The following is a 15,729-nucleotide window of genomic DNA, read 5'->3' on the forward strand; positions in this document are numbered from 1 at the left end:
ATGTCGTGTTTCGCCTACGATGGCGCCATGGCGGATACGACGACTCCCCGGCGCCGCGCCAACAAGCGCGGCTTGGCCACCCGGGAGAACATGATCAGCGCCGCCATCGCCTCGCTGGCCACCGGCGACCCGACCGCGGTGTCCGGCAACCGGATCGCCCGCGACATCGGAGTCACCTGGGGGGCGATCCAGTACCAGTTCGGCGACATCGACGGCCTGTGGGCCGCGGTGCTGCGCCGGACCGCCGAACTGCGCGGCGATCTGCCCGCCAACGCCAAGCCGGGCGGGACGCTGCGCGAGCGCGTCACCGCGCTCATCGACACCACGCTGGTCGGCTTGCGCACCCCGGAATCGCTGGCCATCGAGACGTTGCGCGCGGCCCTCCCCCGCGACCTCGACGAACTCGAGCGGGAATATCCCCTCACCGCCGCCGAGTTCGCCTCGTGGAAGCCGGGCTGGGACGCCGCCTGCGCGCGCGCCTTCACCGATCTCGACGTCGACCCGGCCCGCGTCCGCCAGATGGCCGCCCTCATCCCGGCCGCCATGCGCGGGCTCACGTCGGAGCGGATGCTGGGCACCTACGGAAACCTCGACGACGCGCGCCTGGGCCTCATCGACGCCATCGTCGCGCTGCTGTGCACCGACTCGGCGGCAACCGTCGACGACGGGAGAGGTACGTTGCCCCTATGAAACTTGGTCTGCAACTCGGGTACTGGGGCAAGGGCCCCGAAACCAACCACGGCGAGCTCGCACGTGCGGCCGAGGCCGCCGGCTTCGACGCCATCTTCACCGCCGAGGCGTGGGGCTCGGACGCCTACACACCGCTGGCCTGGTGGGGCAAGGAGACCGAGAAGGTGCGCCTGGGCACCTCGGTGCTGCAGCTGTCGGCGCGCACGCCAACCGCGTGCGCGATGGCCGCGCTGACGCTCGACCACCTGTCCGGCGGACGGCACATCGTCGGCCTGGGCGTGTCCGGGCCGCAGGTCGTCGAGGGCTGGTACGGCCAGCGCTTCCCGAAGCCCCTCGCCCGCACCCGCGAGTACGTCGACATCATGCGCCAGGTCTGGGCGCGCGAGGCGCCGGTGACCAACGACGGTCCGCACTACCCGCTGCCGCTGACGGGTGAGGGGACCACCGGCCTGGGCAAGCCGCTCAAGCCGATCGTCCACCCGCTGCGCTCGGACATCCCGGTCTTCCTCGGCGCCGAGGGCCCGAAGAACATCGCGCTGACCGCCGAGATCGCCGACGGTTGGCTGCCGATCTTCTACACGCCGCGCCTGGCCGACATGTACAACGAGTGGCTCGACGAGGGCTTCGCGCGCCCCGGCGCGCGCCGCACCCGCGAGACCTTCGAGATCTGCGCCACCGCACAGATCGTCATCACCGACGACCGCGACGCCGCCATGGCCGGGATCAAGCCGTTCTTGGCGCTCTACATGGGCGGCATGGGCAGCGAGGACACCAACTTCCACGCCGAGGTCTACCGCCGGATGGGCTACTCCGACGTCGTCGACGAGGTCACCAAGCTGTTCCGCAGCGACCGCAAGGACGAGGCCGCGCAGATCATCCCCGACGCCGTGGTCGACGACTCGGCCATCGTCGGCGACGTCGACTACGTGCGCACCAAGGTGCGCGAATGGGAGGCCGCCGGCGTGACCACGATGCTGGTCACCGCCAAGACGGTCGAGCACATCGAGCAGCTCGCCGACGTCGTCCTGAACGCCTAGGCCGATCCGGCGCCGCCGGCCTCCTCCGCGCTCGCCTTGAGCCGGGCGAGCTCCCGCGGGAAGTACTCCACCAGCCGTTCCGGATCGGGCACGGCCTCCGGGCAGGCGATCACGCCGACGTGGACGACGCCGTTGTTGGACAACACCGTGACGTTCAGCCCGGCGCCGTGGAAGATCGGGCCGAGCGGGTAGAGCGCGTCGATTTTCGCACCCATGAAGTACAGCGGCAGCTGCGGCCCCGGCACGTTGGAGATGACCAGGTTGTGCACGACCGGACCGCGCTCGGAGACGCGCAGCGCGGCATACGTGCGCATGGCCAGGCCGAACGTGCGGGGCGGGGCGAACTCGGCCCAGTCCTGCAGGGCGTCGGCGGGGATCGCCTTCTGGTGGTCCTTCGCGTTGCGGTTCGCGCTCTCCATCGAGCGCAGCCGCTCCCAGGGGTCGTCGATGTCGGTGCCCAACCGCGCGAACATCGCCGACACCTTGTTCATCCCGCCGGCGCGCTGGGTCTCCTCGCGCACCGAGACGGGGACCGTGGCGAGCAGCGGCGAGTCGGGCAGCTCGTCACGCTCGGCGAGATAGGACCGCAGCGCTCCCCCGGCGACGGTGAGCACGACGTCGTTCACGGTCGCCCCGCTCACCCGCCGGATCTCCTTGAAGTCGTCCAGCAGCATGTCGGCCAGGCCGATCGCGCGACCGCCGGTGATGTTGTTGTTGAACGGTGTGCGCGGTGCGCGGAACGGCGGCGCCATCGCGGTGCCCTTGCGAATCCGCTCGACGGTCTTGACCACGACGTCCACCGACGGCTGCACGATCCGCGGCAGGCTGAGCGGGTGCAGCACGCCGGCGACGACGCCGCGGCCCAGCATCTCGAGGGTGCCCGGCTCGCGGGTGTCCTTGGGGCCGGCCGACGCTCCGCCCATGGCCGCGGCGACCGGTCGCGCATCGGGCTCCAGCGCGCACAGGTGCGACACGATGCTGGCGCCCGAGGCCCCGTCGACGGTGGCGTGGTGCATCTTGACGAAGACGACCAGCTTGTCCTGCTCGTTCGCCGGGTCGCCCGCCTTGCCGCCCTCGGGTCCGCGACCGGCGTCGCGGTACCCCTCGATGACCCACATCTCCCACAGCGGGTGGTGCCGGTTCACCGGCAGCGAGGCCAGGTGGTCGCACAGCTCGATCATCTCGTCGTAGCCGCCGTCGCCGGGCAGCGCGACGCGGTGGATGTGCCGGTTGATGTCGAAGTGGCTGTCGTGGACCCACACCGGATGGGCCAGTTCGAAGGGCACCTTGCGGACCTTCTGGGTGAACTGCGGGATGTCGGCGATCGCCACGTCGAGCGCGTCGCGGAACTTGGGAAAGGAGTAGCCGCCGGGGATTGTGGTCGGGTCGAGCACGAAGATCGCGCACACGTGCATCATCTGCTCGGGCGTTTCCAGGTAGAGGAAACTGGCGTCCAGCCCACTCAGGCGCTCCATGGCGCCACAGCCTAATCCTCAGCGGACCCCGGTACTGGTGATATGCCAGAGCCCGCAGCGGCACCGGTAGACGTCGAGTTCCGGGGTGCGCAAGCGGCCGGCGCGGATGACCGCGACGCCGAGCCACGCCGCGTCCTCGGTGGCGTGCCCCTCCTTGTCGGGCGTCGGGCACTCCTCCGTCGCGGCAGCAGCGCCCCGCGTGGCCGGGTCCGTCGGCTCCGGTGCAGCGGGGGTTTCGGTCCGGGCCTCGATGCGCCGGTAGTACCGCTCCAGCTCGGCGTCGTCGAATGTCCCCATGGCACCGTCAAGTCTGCCACCGCGGCCCGTCGGCCGATACGATCGCGGGATGACGCAACTCACCGCGCTCGACCGCCTGCACCCGGCGCTGATCGCGACGATCGTGTTCGTCATCGCCAGCGCCAACCTCATCGCCTACTACGGGCACGGGCGCGCGATCTTCCTCGTCATCCCGACGACGGCGGTGCTGCTCGGGGCCGCGGCCCTGATCAGCGGCCTGCACTGGCACGACCTCGGCGTAACCCTCCCCCAGCTGCGGGCCGGCCTGCCCTGGGCCGGACTAGTCATCCTGGGCGCGGTCCTCGTCGTGGGCGTCGGGGTCTTGATCCCGCCGTTGCGGAGCCAGTTCTTCCACGACGACCGGTTCCGCTCGCTGAGCACCGCGGCCTTCGCGGCCTTCGTCGTGATCCCGCTGCAGACGGTGCTGCCCGAGGAGCTGCTGTTCCGCGGCGTGCTGCAGGGAGCCCTGATGCGGACCTGGTCGGTGCCGGTCGCGCTGAGCGTCGGCGCGGTGCTCTTCGGGCTGTGGCACATCACGTCCTCGGTCCACCTGTCCGAGGACAACCAGGGGCTGCGTGACCTCTTCCACAACGCGTCCGTCGCACAGATTGCCGGCGTCGTGCTGTCGGTCGTCGCGACGACCGCGGCGGGCTTCATCTTCGGTTGGTTGCGCTACAAGACCGACAGCCTGCTGCCGTCGATCGCCCTGCACTGGGCGATCAACGCCGCCGGTGCCCTCGGCGTCGCGCTGGCCTGGCGCCTTTGACATCGCAAACTTCGCGGAGGGTTGATTCACAATCGGGTCGCGGGTGTGTCAGAGTATCCGCATGACCCACGACGACACCACGAACGTCCCCGCCACGACCGACTCCGGCGTGCCCGCCCCCGCCGACGACCACGGCCATGTCGAGAAGCCGAAGGGCAAGAGCTTCGGCGAGCTGCTGAGCAGCGCCATCAAGCGCGCTCTCCTCGCCCTGATCGGCGTCGCGCTCCTCATCGTCCTGTACTTCGTCCTCGCCTCGGTCGCCCCGCGCTGGTGGGCCGATCAGGTCGAGGGCATCGTCGGCAAGGACTCGGGCCTCACCAAGGGCGTGATCTACGGTCTCGCCATCGGCGTGATCTGCACCCTCGTGCCCATCGTGTGCCTGGCGATGGCCGTCGCCTCGTGGGACAAGCTCAAGCACACGATCGCCCTGGTGTTCCTGGCGATCGGCGTCGTGACCGCCGTCCCCAACCTCCTGACCCTCGCGGTCAACCGCGCCAACCCGGACAAGTCCGCCTCGATCCGCTCGGCGCAGACGAAGCTCGGCGACATCATCGGCTTCCAGGGCGCCTCCCTGATCGGCGCGATCATCGGCGGCGTGATCGGCCTGATCATCGTGTTCTTCATCATCAAATACAAGATCCGCGGCCGGAAGATCCGCGAGCACGAGGCACACGAGGCCCAGGCGGCGTCCTAATCCCGGCCTGCGCTCAGAGCGGCCCGACGTCGGGCATCGAGGCCCGGGCGTCGGGCACCCGTGCGACCGTGAGCGCGGCGGCCAAGACGCGTGATTCATACGGATCAGACGGGTCGTGGCCGGTGAGCTCGTGCACGCGCCGCAGCCGGTAGCTCAGCGTGTTCGGGTGGACGTGCACCTGATCGGCCGCCGCCTTCCGATTGGCCCCGTGCCGCAGGTGGGCGTGTAGCGCTTCGAGCAGGTGCGGCTGATCGCGGAGCGGCGCCACCTGCTGCGCCAGTCGGTCGCGCGCCGCGCTCGGGCGGGTCACCTGGTATTCGACAAGCAGGTCGTCGAGCCGGTAGGCGCCGGGCGCGCGCTCGAGTGCGCGGGCAAGTTCAGTCAGCTCGGCCGCGGCCACGGCCGCCCCCGGCACGTCGTCGGGTGCGACGCCGCCGATCACGCCGAGATAGACCGGCACCCCGATCCGCTCGGTCAGGTCGCGAGCGAGGTCGTCGACCAACGCCTGCGCGGTCTTGGCCTCGTCCGCCACCGGATCGGCGAGCAGCGCGACGCCCTGCGCCCCGTCGAACAACAACGGGGTCGTCGACGACGTGATCTCGTCGAAGAGGCCCTGGATGACGCGCATCCGGCGGCGCGCCACCAGGGTGGCCGTCGTCGCGTCCTCCGGCTTGCCGAAGACGCGCACGGTGACGACGAGGTAGGCATCGGCGATCGCGGTGTCGGCGCGGGCCGCCAGCGCGTCGTACGGGCGGCCGTGAACCAGTGCCGCACACAGTTCGCGCCGCGCCTCGCGTTCGGGTCGGTAGATGGACTGTTCGACCTCCGTGTAGCTGGAGACGACGGACAGGTTGATGTGGCCCAGCACGGTCAGCAGGCGTTTGCCGACGACGATGAGCTGGTCCATCTCATCGGGTGTGGCCATCTCCGCCGCGGTGGCGAGCAGCACCTGCGCCGAACCGTGGATCCCGGCCAGCAAGACCTGCAGCGGCAGCCGGTCCTCGGCGTGGTGTTCGGCGACCGGGCCCGCGAAGGCGTGAACCTCGTCGTAGGTCAGTTCCCGATCCGACGCGATCGCTTCCAGTACCGCATGGCCGGACAACTGGATCGCGGGCAGCACCTCGTCGGTGAAGTGTTCGGCCGGCAGTCCGGCCGGCGCGGTCGTGCCCAGGCCGTCGGCCAGCATCTGCTGGGAGATCTCCGGCCAGCGCGTCCGCAGCCGCGCCACCAGCGACGGGCCCCGTTGTGCGTCAGTCATGCAGGCATTGTGCCGTGAACCTACCCCGCACGGGCAATCGGCGACGATTCTGGACAATCCCTTGTCGCTGGAGACAAAGATGGCGCGGTTTTCTCTCCGCCGCGTGTAGTGACCCGACGCTCCGCGTCCCCCTACGCTGATTGCCATGCCGAGCCCGCTTCCGCTCCCGGAGGACGATCCGTTCTACGCGCGGCCCGCCGACCTCGACGAGCTCGCCCCGGGCACGATCGTCGGCTCGCGACGGGTCGAACTCGCCGCGCTCGGGATGATCGCGATCGGTGTCACCGCGTGGCAACTCTCGTATCGGACGACCGACATCGACGGCGCGCCGGACCTCGCGGTGACCACGGTGCTCGCACCGCGCGGTTCCGGCGGCGGTCTGTTGGCGTTTCAGGCGGCGATCGACGGCGTCTCCACCCGCTGCCTCCCCTCCTATGCATTCCGCCGCGGTGCGCGGGCCGCGGGCTCGCTCAGCCAACTCGAACTGCCGCTCGCCCTCGTGGCGGCGTCCCGGGGCTGGACCGTGTCGATCGCCGACCACGGCGGACTGCGGGGACAGTTCGGCGCGGCCCGCGAGCCCGGCTACCGGGCACTCGACGCCGCCCGGGCAGCGCTGTCCTTCGCGCCGCTCGGCCTGCCCGAGGCCACCCCCGTCGCTCTGTGGGGCTACTCAGGGGGCGGGTTGGCCACGCTGTGGGCCGCCGAGACCGCCGCCGCATACGCGCCGGAGCTGCCGATCGTCGGGGCCGCGGCAGGCGCCCCGGTCGGCGACCCCCGGGCCACCTTCCTCAAGCTGAACGGCGGCTGGTTCGCCGGCTTCCCGACCGTGTTCATCGCCGGGCTGCGCCGCGCGTACCCGCAATTGATCCCGGTGATCGACCGTCACGTGGACCGTCGCTTCGGGGACCTCCTCGATGCGGCGGCGCGGCACACGACGCTGGTGATGCTCGGTCGGATGATGCGCCGCGACATCCGCCGCCACCTGAACCGCGGGCTCGACGCCTTCCTCGCCGAGCCCGCGCTGGCCGCCGTCCTCGCCGACGTCCGGCCGGGCGCGACGACCCCCTCGATGCCGCTCTACATCGTGCAGGGGCTGCGCGACGAGGTGATCTCCGCGCCGGACATCACCGCCCTGGTCGGCCGATACCGCGCGCTGGGCGCACGACTGACCTACCGGCTGGTGCCCTTCGGGCGGCACTTGCCCCTGGAGTTCGCGACGGCCCCCGGCGCCCTGCGCTGGTTGGCCGATCGCCGTTCCGAACACACGACGAGCCGCGCACAAGTCGCGGAGATTGGTGGGACAACAAGTGACTGAGCACCGGAACACCGCCCGGATCACCGCGGCGACCGCGGCAGCGGTCCTCACTCTTGCGGGCAGCGCGACAGCGGCCGCGGCACCGGCGCCGAATCCCGCCGCGGGCAGCATGGACCATGTGGGCCGTCCCCTCCCGCCGGTTCCGAACACGGTCGGCGTCGGGCCTCGCCAGGGCGGCTTCTGGTCGGCCTACGCCTACTCGATCGTCCATCCCGACGTCGCCCCGCCCGGCGCCAACAATTTCCGGTGCAAGCCCAAGGAGGGGCAGAACCCGGTGGTGCTCCTGCACGGCACCTTCGAGAACGGCTACAACACCTGGGCCTCGTTCGCGCCCGCGCTGAAGAAGGCCGGGTACTGCGTCTTCACGCCCTACTACGGGCGCACCACTTTCCTCGACCGCGGCGGCTTCGGGGTCGCGCTCCCCTCGATCACGGGCACGGCCGATATCGGCCGCTCTGCCGTCCAGGTCGGCAAGTACATCGATCGCGTGCTCAAGGCCACCGGTGCGCAGAAGGTCGACATCGTGGCCCACTCGCAGGGCGGCCTCGTCGCCCGGCAGTGGATGAAGTTCGGCAAAGCGGCCTCGCTGCACGCGCCGGAGAAGAACAAGATCGACCGGCTCATCACCTTCGGCGCCCCCAACCACGGCACAACGCTGCTGGGCATCGCGTGGATCGGCACCCAGATGCGCAAGGCCGGCCTGGACACCACCGGCTTCTACTCGTGGCTGTACGGCCAGGGGCCGATCGACCAGATGGTCGAGTCGCCGTTCGTCATGCGCCTCAACCACTACATCGCGACCTATCCAAGCGTGCAGTACACGGTCGTCGGCAGCCGCTACGACGAGGTCGTCACGCCGTACGAGTCGACTTCCTGCGGGTGAAGGGGGTCAAGAACATCACCCTGCAGGACGGTTGCGGGCAGGACACCTCCGACCACCTGTCGATGGCGTACTCCCCGCGGGCCATCTCGATCGCGCTGCGCGCCCTGAACCCGGCTCGCTACCCGAAGCTGGTCTGCACCGCCAACCCGTGGTTCTTCAGCTTCTGATCCGGGAGTCGATCCAGGGAACCAGGGCGGCGAGCACGCCGGCGACCACCAGGGACGCCGCGCCGAGGCCCAGGAAGTAGGGCGTCTCGCGCTGCGGGTCGTACCAACCGGCGAGCACCCCCGACAGCGCCGTGCCCAGCGCCACGGACAGGAAGAAGAGCGCGACGAGTTGGGAGTGGAAGGCCCGCGGCGCCACGCGCGTCGCGAGCGACAGTCCCACCGGCGACAGCATCAGTTCGGCGAAACTGAACAGCAGCAGGATCCCGGCGAGCGCGAGCAGCGGCGCGCTGTTCGGACCGCCGCCGGCCAGCGGCAGGAAACAAAGAAACGCCACGCCCATCAGTGCGGTCCCCAGGGCGAACTTCGCCGGTGCGCTCGGCTGCCGGTCCCCTAGTGCCGTCCAGAGCGCGGCGAAGACGCCCGCGAACACGATGATGCAGACCGGATTGATCGACTGCACCCAGGCGGCGGGCATGACCGCGCCGAACACCGAGCGGTTCAGCCGCTCCGACGCGTAGACCGCGACCGTCGTGAATTGCTGCTGGTAGAGGGACCAGAACACCGCGGACGCGACGAACAGCGGGATGAACGCGACCACCCTGCGTCGCTCGTCGGCGTCGACGTGCGGGCTGCGCAGGATGTGGCTGAAGTAGGTCGCCGCGACGAGCGCGGTCACCACCGCGGCGACTGCGGCCAGATTTGACGGGCGCAGCAGGCCCAGGCCCGCGGCGATGGCCACCGCGACGGCGACGGCGACGGCTCCCGCCAGGTATTGCCGGCGCCGCGCGGCGGGCAACGGATGCGGCACCGCGAGGCCAACGCCGCCCAGACGCCGGCGCAACGCCGCGTAACAACCGAGCCCGACGGCCATGCCGATCGCGGCCAGGGCGAAGCCGAGATGGAATCCGTGACGCTGTTGCGCGGCCCCGGTCGCGAGCGGACCGAGGAAGCCGCCGATATTGACGCCCATGTAGTACAGCGAGAAGCCGGCGTCGCGCCGCCGGTCCTCCGGGGCGTACAACTCGCCGACCATAACCGTCGAACTCGTCTTGAGGGCGCCGCTGCCGAGGGCCACCAGCACCAGGCCGACGCCCACGCCCCACACCCCGGGGATCAGCGCCAGTGACACGTGACCGGCCATGATGACGATCGCGCCGCGCAGCAGTGTTCGCTCCGCCCCCAGCACGCGGTCGGCGAGCCAGGCGCCCACCACCGACGACAGGTACACGAGTGCCCCGTAGGCGCCGACCACGCTCATCGCGGAGTCGCGCGGCAGTCCCAGCCCACCGTCCGCGGCCGAGTAGTACAGGTAGTACGCGAGGATGGCCTGCATCCCGTAGAACGAGAAGCGTTCCCACGTTTCGACGGTGAACAGCGCGGCCAAACCCGTCGGGTGTCCGAGGAACCGACGGTCTCGGGCGGGGGCGGTCACAGCCTGGGGATGACGGACTGGACGCCGAGTTCCTTCGGCACGCCCTTCGCGCGGAACCGCTTGCGGCGCAGCACGAACTTCTCGGCGTCGATCTCCTCGACCACGGCGTCGCTGATGAAGACCTCGCCGCCACCGGCCGCCGCGCCGACCCGGGCGGCGATGTTCACGTCGACGCCGAGGAAGTCGTCGCCGACGGCGCGCGGGGTGCCCGTGTGCAGGCCCGCCCGCAGTTGGGGCCGATAGCCGTCCACCTCGATCGCGGTGACCGCCGTGATCGTCTCGAACGCCGCCAGGATCGCATTCTCTGCATCGTCGAAGACGGCCATGGTTCCGTCGCCGAGGTTCTTCACCACCTGGCCGCCGCGGCGGCTGACGACCCGTTCGGTCGCCCCGTCGACAGCGCGGATCAACTCCAGAACGTGGTCGTCACCGGCCCGCAGCGCCCAGGTCGAGAAGTTCACCAGGTCGGTGAACATGATGGTCGCGGCCACCGGCGCATCGTCGGCGGCACGAACCTCCGGCGCCCGGCGCCGTCGACGGGTCAATGTCTGCCAACCCTCGACCGCCGCCAATCCGATCTCGCGCATGGCGCTCGGCTGCTCGCCGCGGGCCTGGGCGATGAGGCGGGCAACCCGATCGCTGGGACTTCCCTCGCCGACCACCGTGCTGGGCTCGGGGATCAGGCTGCGGGCCGCGCGGGCGAGCGAGACGGCGCTCTCGCTGGCGTCGGTCTTGGCCAGCAACTCAGCGGCGCGCTTGGCGACCGAACCGTCGGCCGCGGCCTTCGGCTTTCTCGCCTTCTTCTTGGGCGGGTCGGCCGGCGTCATCGCACGCGCTCTGCCGCGACGGCGAGCTCCACCACCGACTCGGCGATGTCGGCCAGCGTCGCGGCGTCGGCGTCCTCGCGCAGCGCCGTGCGCAGGTCCTCGGCGGCGCAGCGCAACTCGAAGAGCCGGTCGGCCAGCTCGCGGACCTCGTCGGGCCGCAGGATCACCGCGTCGTCGGGAATACTCGTCCCCGCGGTCAGCGTTCGCTGTTCATAGGCGCGCTGCCGGCACGACTGCTGGCAGTACTTGCGCTTGCGGCCGACGCCGGAATCGGCGATTTCCCGACCGCACCAGGCGCACGACACCAGGCGGCCGGGCCGGTTCACGGCGTCGGTGCTCATAGTTGAAAACGCTACCCGATGGCCCCACGGCCGGGTCGCTGCGCGGCTCGGGGTGTCGGCGTTCGAGGAGCGGGCCCGCGCTCGCGTAGACTGGCTACGAGACCGCGGCCTGCGCCTTGGCGAGCGGGCCACGTCACCACAGCTGGAGGTATCACCATGGCAGATCGAGTTCTTCGCGGAAGCCGTCTCGGCGCGGTCAGCTACGAGACCGATCGGGACCACGATCTGGCCCCGCGCCGCATCGTGCAGTACAAGACCGACAATGGTGAGATCTTCGACGTCCCGTTCGCCGACGACGCAGAGATCCCGTCGAAGTGGCCGTGCAAGAACGGCATGGAGGGCACCCTGCTCGAGGGCGCCGCGCCGGAGGAGAAGAAGGCGAAGCCGCCGCGCACCCACTGGGACATGCTCCTGGAGCGCCGCAGCGAGGACGAGCTCGAAGTGCTGCTCAACGAGCGCCTCGACATCCTCAAGCAGCGCCGCCGCGGCTAGGACCCTTACTGAGGCTTGCGGCCGAGGCGGCTGTCCATCCCCCACTTGGCGACCTGTAGGAACGCCTCGGTGATGACGCCGCCGTCCATCTTGGACTCCCCGATCGCCCGTTCGGTGAACGTGATCGGCACCTCCGTGACGACGAATCCACCCTGGATGGCACGCCACGCCAGATCGATCTGGAAGCAGTAGCCGGCCGAATCGATCGCGTCGAAGTCGAAACTCTCCAACACCGCGCGGCGGTACGCGCGGAAGCCCGCCGTGATGTCGCGGACCGACGACCCGAGCGCCAGTCGCGCATAGGTGTTCGCACCGCGGGACAGGATCTCGCGCCGCTTGGGCCAATTGACCGTCGAGCCGCCGCGCACGTAGCGCGACCCGATAGCCAGATCGGCACCGTCGTTGACGGCGTCGAACAGCCGGTGGAGCTGTTCGGGCGCGTGGGAGCCGTCGGCGTCCATCTCGACCAACACCGCGTAGTCGCGGGCCAGGCCCCAGGTGAACCCGGCGAGGTAGGCCTTGCCGAGCCCATCCTTGTCGGTGCGGTGCAAGACGTGGATGCGCTTGGCCTTGTCGGCCTTGGCCAGCTTGTCGGCGACGTCACCGGTCCCGTCCGGGCTCGAGTCGTCGACGACGAGCACGTGCACGCCGGGCAGCGCCTTCAGCAGGCGGTCGACGACGATCGGCAGGTTCTCGCGCTCGTTGTAGGTGGGAATCACGACCAGGGCGTTCTCCCCGGTGGGGCCGACCACCGCTGCCGACCCGGTTGCACCGCTACTCATCGAGCTCCTTTGCCTCAGCTCCCGCGCGCGCCGCGCGCAGGGCGTTCGGACTGAATCTAGTACGCGTGGCCAGGGCCGCCAAAAAGGCCGTCAGTCCGACGAGGCACAACACCACCGTCGGCGTGGCGCCCAGGCGGGCCGCGACGGTGCGGTCGGTGCGCAGCGGCACGTAGTCGGACAGGGTGGCGGGCGTGAAGATCCGGGTGCGCGACACCACCGCACCGTCCGGCGAGACGATGGCGCTGACGCCCGACGTCGCCGCGACGAGCACGGTGCGCCCGAACTCGACGGCCCGGACCTGCGACATCGCGAGTTGCTGGTAGGTCATCGCGGTGCGGCCGAACGTCGCGTTGTTCGTCGGCACGAACAGCAGCTGCGCCCCCTGGTCCACGGAGGCCTGCGCGGCGCGGTCGAACGCGACCTCCCAGCAGGTGGCCACACCCGCGATGACCGGCCCGGTCCGCGTCGGCACGCGCACCACCGACGGCCCGTCACCCGGGACGAAGGTGCCCGCCATGTCGGCGTACTCGGAGAAAAGGCGGAAGAACGACCGCCACGGCAGGTATTCGCCGAACGGCTGGATGATGTGCTTGTCGTAGCGATCGACGACCCCGCGCTCGGGATCCCACACCAGCACCGTGTTGGTCGGCTTCCCGTCGGAGTTCTCCAGGATCGTCCCGAACACGATCGGCACCTTGACGGCGCGCGCCGCGATGTCGATCTGCTGTGCCGCATCCGGATTGTCCAGCGGCGAGATGTCCGACGCGTTCTCCGGCCACACGACGAAATCCGGTGGCGGGGTCCGCCCGGCGTCGACCTCCGCGGCCAGCGCGAGGGTTTGCCGCACGTGGAAGTCCAGCACCTCCCGCCGTTGGGCGTTGAACGCCAGGCCGAGTCGGGGGACGTTGCCCTGGATGACGGCGACACGAGTCGTCGACGGCGAGAGCACCCGGTCCTGCGTCGACGGGGTCACGATGATCGCCAACAGCGGCGCCGCCAGCGCGAGCAGAACGGTCACGACCGCGGTGACGACGCCGATCGAGAGTGCGCGATGCTCCTCCTGGGCGGGTTTGGGACCGCGGCGCCACGCCTGTGCGCCGAGCACGAAGACCCAGGCGACGGCGGCACCGAACAGGGCGACGCCGAAGGACAGTCCGCTCGCGCCGACCAGCGAGGCCAACGGCAGCAGCGGCCCGTCGACCTGGCTGAAGGCGGTGCGTCCCCACGGGAAGCCGCCGAAGGGGAACATCGATCGGAGGGTCTCGACGAGGACCCACCCGGTGGCGAACCACAGCGGCGGCAGCGGCAGGCGCATGCAAGCCGTCGCGATGACGCCGAACAACGCCGTGTAGCCGGCCAGGAACGCCGCGAGCGCCAGCCAGGGCAGCGGGCCGACGTACTCGCCGATCCACGGCAGCAGCGGGACGTAGAAGCCGAGGCCGTACAGCAGGCCGTACAGCGCACCGTCGCGCAGGCGCGGCTCGCCGGTGCCGAGGAGCACGGCGAGGATGCCGAGGGACACCACGGCCAGGAACCACAGGTTGCCCGGCGGGAATGCGGCCCACATGAGCAGCCCCGCACCGACGGCGGCGCCCGGGCGAATCAACGCGGTCATGCCATGTCCGCCGTTTCGACCAGGGCGCCGGTGTCGTGCAGGACCGCGCCGCGGTGCACGGTCCGCACGCAGTCGGGAATCGGTGCACCGGGTGCGACGGCCGGCAGCGCCGGTACGCGCGAGCGCGGATCGGTGGACCACCGCTGGACCTTGTCGTCGGATCCCGCGACGACGAGTTTGTCGGCGTCGAACACGGCGTAGCTGGCCGGTGCACCCGGCACGAGGACTCCGGTGAGGCCGTCGTTGCGGGCCGCCGCCCGCCATCCGCCGCGGGTGCACGCCCCGTAGGCCGCGCGTGCGGAGACCGCGGATTCGCTGCGGTGGTGGCCGACGGCGGCCGCGACGGCCGTCCACGGCGACACCGGGGTGACCGGAGAGTCGGAGGAGAAGGCCAGGGCGACGCCCGCCTTGGCCAGCGCCGCGAAGTCGTTCATCTTCGCCGCCCGCGACCGGCCGAGGCGCTGCTCGTACAGCTGTCCGGGTCCGCCCCATTTCGCGTCGAACGCCGGCTGCATGGAGGCGATCACCCCGCAGCGCGCCAGGACCGCCGCTTGCTCGGGCGTCACCATCTCGGCGTGTTCGACGCGATGCGCGCACGCTGCCAGGGCGGGCGTGCCGACCTCGTCGGCGAGGCGCTCCAGCGCCTCGACCACCGCGGTCATCGCCGCGTCGCCGATGACGTGGAATCCCGCCTGGCGGCGCAGCTCGGTGAGGGCGCGCAGGTGGGCGTAAACCGCCTCACCGTCGAGGTAGGCGTTGCCGGTGGTGGTCGGGTCGTCGGCATAGGGCTGCCCGAGCCAGGCGGTGCGCGAGCCGAGTGCGCCGTCGACGAACAGGTCGCCGGCCAAACCGTGGGCGCCCGTCGTCGCGAGCAGGTCGCGGGCCTCGTCGGTGGTGGTCACCGCTTCGCCCCAATAACCGATGATCTCGACCCCGGTGTCGGTGTCGCGGACACCGGGAAAATCGTCGAGGCCGGCGATGTCGGGGCCGCCGTTCTCGTGGACCGAGACGACGCCGAGGGCGGCGATCGCCCGCAGGGCACCCGCGCGCGCCTCCTGTCGCTGGGCGGGACTGAGCGCGTCTTGCGCCGCCCGCCGCACGCCGTGGTGCGCGGCGCCGGTCAACGGGCCGGAGGCGGAGTACCCGGTTCGGCCGGCGAGGTCGGCGACGCGGCCGCGCAGGGCCGTCGACGCCAGTGCCGAGTGTTCGTCGATCCGCACGACGTAGGCGGGTCGACCGCCGGTGGCGGCGTCGATCTCGGCCACCGTCGGCGGCCCGGCGCCGTCGACCCCGATCCACGTCGAGTCGTCCCATCCGCGGGCCCACACGAGCGCGTCGGCGGGCAGTTCCGCCGCATGCCTGGCCAATCGGGCGAGGACGTCGTCGCGGCTGGTCGCACCGGAAAGATCGAGTCCGGTCTGCGCGAGACCGGTCGCGGTGAGGTGGACGTGGGAGTCGACGAAGCCGGGGCCGACGAATCGGCCGTCCAGGTCGATGATCTGGGCATCGGGGTGCAGGCGCCGCCCGACCTCGTCATAGCCGACCCACACCACGGTCCCGTCGGTGACCGCCATCGCGGTCGCATCCGGGTTGGCCGGCGTGTGGATGCTGCCGCCCACGAGCAGTTGCGTCGACATGCCGAACAGTCTGCCGTGCGC

General features: G+C 70.8%; 17 protein-coding genes. 8 read left to right on the top strand and 9 right to left on the bottom strand.

Going from position 1 to position 15,729, the window contains the following annotated elements; genetic code table 11:
* Positions 1-27: 27 nt before the first annotated feature.
* Complete coding sequence (locus QM728_RS07515) at positions 28-690, top strand: TetR/AcrR family transcriptional regulator (RefSeq protein WP_415031408.1); 663 nt, start codon at positions 28-30, stop codon at positions 688-690.
* Positions 687-1,727, top strand: coding sequence for an LLM class F420-dependent oxidoreductase (locus QM728_RS07520; RefSeq protein WP_415031409.1), 1,041 nt, complete (start codon positions 687-689; stop codon positions 1,725-1,727). The genes QM728_RS07515 and QM728_RS07520 overlap by 4 nt, the downstream gene beginning before the upstream one ends.
* On the opposite strand, the gene QM728_RS07525 is transcribed toward QM728_RS07520, so the two are convergent.
* Positions 1,724-3,202, bottom strand: a complete 1,479-nt coding sequence (locus tag QM728_RS07525; protein ID WP_415031410.1) for a WS/DGAT/MGAT family O-acyltransferase — start codon at positions 3,200-3,202, stop codon at positions 1,724-1,726. The two genes, QM728_RS07520 and QM728_RS07525, sit on opposite strands and share 4 nt — an antisense overlap.
* An 18-nt stretch (positions 3,203-3,220) precedes the next feature.
* The gene (locus QM728_RS07530; protein WP_415031411.1) at positions 3,221-3,499 is read right to left on the bottom strand and encodes a hypothetical protein; all 279 of its coding nucleotides are present in this window, start codon (positions 3,497-3,499) and stop codon (positions 3,221-3,223) included.
* Between the two features lie 49 nt (positions 3,500-3,548).
* On the opposite strand from QM728_RS07530, the gene QM728_RS07535 reads away from it, so the two are divergent.
* Positions 3,549-4,265 (top strand): lysostaphin resistance A-like protein, encoded by a 717-nt coding sequence (locus tag QM728_RS07535; protein ID WP_415031412.1) that lies wholly within the window; start codon positions 3,549-3,551, stop codon positions 4,263-4,265.
* A gap of 61 nt (positions 4,266-4,326) precedes the next feature.
* Positions 4,327-4,959, top strand: a complete 633-nt coding sequence (locus tag QM728_RS07540) for a hypothetical protein (protein WP_415031413.1) — start codon at positions 4,327-4,329, stop codon at positions 4,957-4,959.
* 13 nt (positions 4,960-4,972) lie between these two features.
* Here the strand turns inward: QM728_RS07540 and QM728_RS07545 are convergent, their stop codons facing one another.
* Positions 4,973-6,217 (bottom strand): PucR family transcriptional regulator, encoded by a 1,245-nt coding sequence (locus tag QM728_RS07545; RefSeq protein ID WP_415031414.1) that lies wholly within the window; start codon positions 6,215-6,217, stop codon positions 4,973-4,975.
* A 145-nt stretch (positions 6,218-6,362) separates the two neighbouring features.
* Here QM728_RS07545 and QM728_RS07550 point away from each other — a divergent pair, with 145 nt between their 5' ends.
* Genes QM728_RS07550 through QM728_RS07560 form a run of 3 tightly spaced genes read left to right on the top strand, consistent with a single transcriptional unit; the run spans position 6,363 to position 8,582 of the window.
* Positions 6,363-7,532, top strand: coding sequence for a lipase family protein (locus QM728_RS07550; RefSeq protein ID WP_415031415.1), 1,170 nt, complete (start codon positions 6,363-6,365; stop codon positions 7,530-7,532).
* Positions 7,525-8,415 carry an esterase/lipase family protein gene (locus QM728_RS07555; RefSeq protein ID WP_415031416.1) on the top strand — a complete coding sequence of 297 codons (891 nt, stop codon included), beginning with the start codon at positions 7,525-7,527 and terminating at the stop codon, positions 8,413-8,415. Before QM728_RS07550 ends, QM728_RS07555 begins: the two co-directional genes overlap by 8 nt.
* Positions 8,412-8,582, top strand: coding sequence for a hypothetical protein (locus tag QM728_RS07560; protein WP_415031417.1), 171 nt, complete (start codon positions 8,412-8,414; stop codon positions 8,580-8,582). Before QM728_RS07555 ends, QM728_RS07560 begins: the two co-directional genes overlap by 4 nt.
* Here the strand turns inward: QM728_RS07560 and QM728_RS07565 are convergent.
* From QM728_RS07565 to QM728_RS07575, 3 genes are read right to left on the bottom strand one after another with little or no spacing between them, the layout of a single operon-like run.
* Complete coding sequence (locus tag QM728_RS07565) at positions 8,572-10,014, bottom strand: peptide MFS transporter (RefSeq protein WP_415031418.1); 1,443 nt, start codon at positions 10,012-10,014, stop codon at positions 8,572-8,574. The two genes, QM728_RS07560 and QM728_RS07565, sit on opposite strands and share 11 nt — an antisense overlap.
* On the bottom strand, positions 10,011-10,841 hold the full coding sequence (locus QM728_RS07570; RefSeq protein WP_415031419.1) for an adenylate/guanylate cyclase domain-containing protein: 831 nt from the start codon (positions 10,839-10,841) through the stop codon (positions 10,011-10,013). The genes QM728_RS07565 and QM728_RS07570 overlap by 4 nt, the downstream gene beginning before the upstream one ends.
* Positions 10,838-11,182, bottom strand: coding sequence for a hypothetical protein (locus tag QM728_RS07575; RefSeq protein ID WP_415031420.1), 345 nt, complete (start codon positions 11,180-11,182; stop codon positions 10,838-10,840). Before QM728_RS07575 ends, QM728_RS07570 begins: the two co-directional genes overlap by 4 nt.
* A gap of 156 nt (positions 11,183-11,338) precedes the next feature.
* On the opposite strand from QM728_RS07575, the gene QM728_RS07580 reads away from it, so the two are divergent.
* Positions 11,339-11,674 carry an RNA polymerase-binding protein RbpA gene (locus tag QM728_RS07580; RefSeq protein WP_415031421.1) on the top strand — a complete coding sequence of 112 codons (336 nt, stop codon included), beginning with the start codon at positions 11,339-11,341 and terminating at the stop codon, positions 11,672-11,674.
* 5 nt (positions 11,675-11,679) lie between these two features.
* Here the strand turns inward: QM728_RS07580 and QM728_RS07585 are convergent, their stop codons facing one another.
* The 3 genes from QM728_RS07585 to QM728_RS07595 are packed head-to-tail and all read right to left on the bottom strand — an operon-like array spanning position 11,680 to position 15,708.
* Positions 11,680-12,456 carry a polyprenol monophosphomannose synthase gene (locus tag QM728_RS07585; protein WP_415031422.1) on the bottom strand — a complete coding sequence of 259 codons (777 nt, stop codon included), beginning with the start codon at positions 12,454-12,456 and terminating at the stop codon, positions 11,680-11,682.
* Entirely contained in the window at positions 12,449-14,071 is a 1,623-nt protein-coding gene (lnt, locus tag QM728_RS07590) for an apolipoprotein N-acyltransferase (protein WP_415031423.1), read from the bottom strand. Before lnt ends, QM728_RS07585 begins: the two co-directional genes overlap by 8 nt.
* A complete protein-coding gene (locus tag QM728_RS07595) occupies positions 14,068-15,708 on the bottom strand; it encodes an amidohydrolase (protein WP_415031424.1) in 1,641 nt (546 codons plus the stop codon). The genes lnt and QM728_RS07595 overlap by 4 nt, the downstream gene beginning before the upstream one ends.
* Positions 15,709-15,729: the final 21 nt, after the last annotated feature.

Source organism: Gordonia sp. (in: high G+C Gram-positive bacteria) (genome assembly GCF_047602025.1).
GTDB lineage: Bacteria > Actinomycetota > Actinomycetes > Mycobacteriales > Mycobacteriaceae > Gordonia.

What these genes read in the sequence shown, in the direction of transcription:
- QM728_RS07540 (WP_415031413.1), top strand. Translation starts at nt 4,327, where the DNA reads ATGACCCACGACGACACCACGAACGTCCCCGCCACGACCGACTCCGGC.
- QM728_RS07515 (WP_415031408.1), top strand. Translation starts at nt 28, where the DNA reads ATGGCGGATACGACGACTCCCCGGCGCCGCGCCAACAAGCGCGGCTTG.
- lnt (WP_415031423.1), bottom strand. Translation starts at nt 14,071, where the DNA reads ATGACCGCGTTGATTCGCCCGGGCGCCGCCGTCGGTGCGGGGCTGCTC.
- QM728_RS07545 (WP_415031414.1), bottom strand. Translation starts at nt 6,217, where the DNA reads ATGACTGACGCACAACGGGGCCCGTCGCTGGTGGCGCGGCTGCGGACG.
- QM728_RS07595 (WP_415031424.1), bottom strand. Translation starts at nt 15,708, where the DNA reads ATGTCGACGCAACTGCTCGTGGGCGGCAGCATCCACACGCCGGCCAAC.
- QM728_RS07535 (WP_415031412.1), top strand. Translation starts at nt 3,549, where the DNA reads ATGACGCAACTCACCGCGCTCGACCGCCTGCACCCGGCGCTGATCGCG.
- QM728_RS07530 (WP_415031411.1), bottom strand. Translation starts at nt 3,499, where the DNA reads ATGGGGACATTCGACGACGCCGAGCTGGAGCGGTACTACCGGCGCATC.
- QM728_RS07520 (WP_415031409.1), top strand. Translation starts at nt 687, where the DNA reads ATGAAACTTGGTCTGCAACTCGGGTACTGGGGCAAGGGCCCCGAAACC.
- QM728_RS07580 (WP_415031421.1), top strand. Translation starts at nt 11,339, where the DNA reads ATGGCAGATCGAGTTCTTCGCGGAAGCCGTCTCGGCGCGGTCAGCTAC.
- QM728_RS07570 (WP_415031419.1), bottom strand. Translation starts at nt 10,841, where the DNA reads ATGACGCCGGCCGACCCGCCCAAGAAGAAGGCGAGAAAGCCGAAGGCC.
- QM728_RS07575 (WP_415031420.1), bottom strand. Translation starts at nt 11,182, where the DNA reads ATGAGCACCGACGCCGTGAACCGGCCCGGCCGCCTGGTGTCGTGCGCC.
- QM728_RS07550 (WP_415031415.1), top strand. Translation starts at nt 6,363, where the DNA reads ATGCCGAGCCCGCTTCCGCTCCCGGAGGACGATCCGTTCTACGCGCGG.
- QM728_RS07525 (WP_415031410.1), bottom strand. Translation starts at nt 3,202, where the DNA reads ATGGAGCGCCTGAGTGGGCTGGACGCCAGTTTCCTCTACCTGGAAACG.
- QM728_RS07585 (WP_415031422.1), bottom strand. Translation starts at nt 12,456, where the DNA reads ATGAGTAGCGGTGCAACCGGGTCGGCAGCGGTGGTCGGCCCCACCGGG.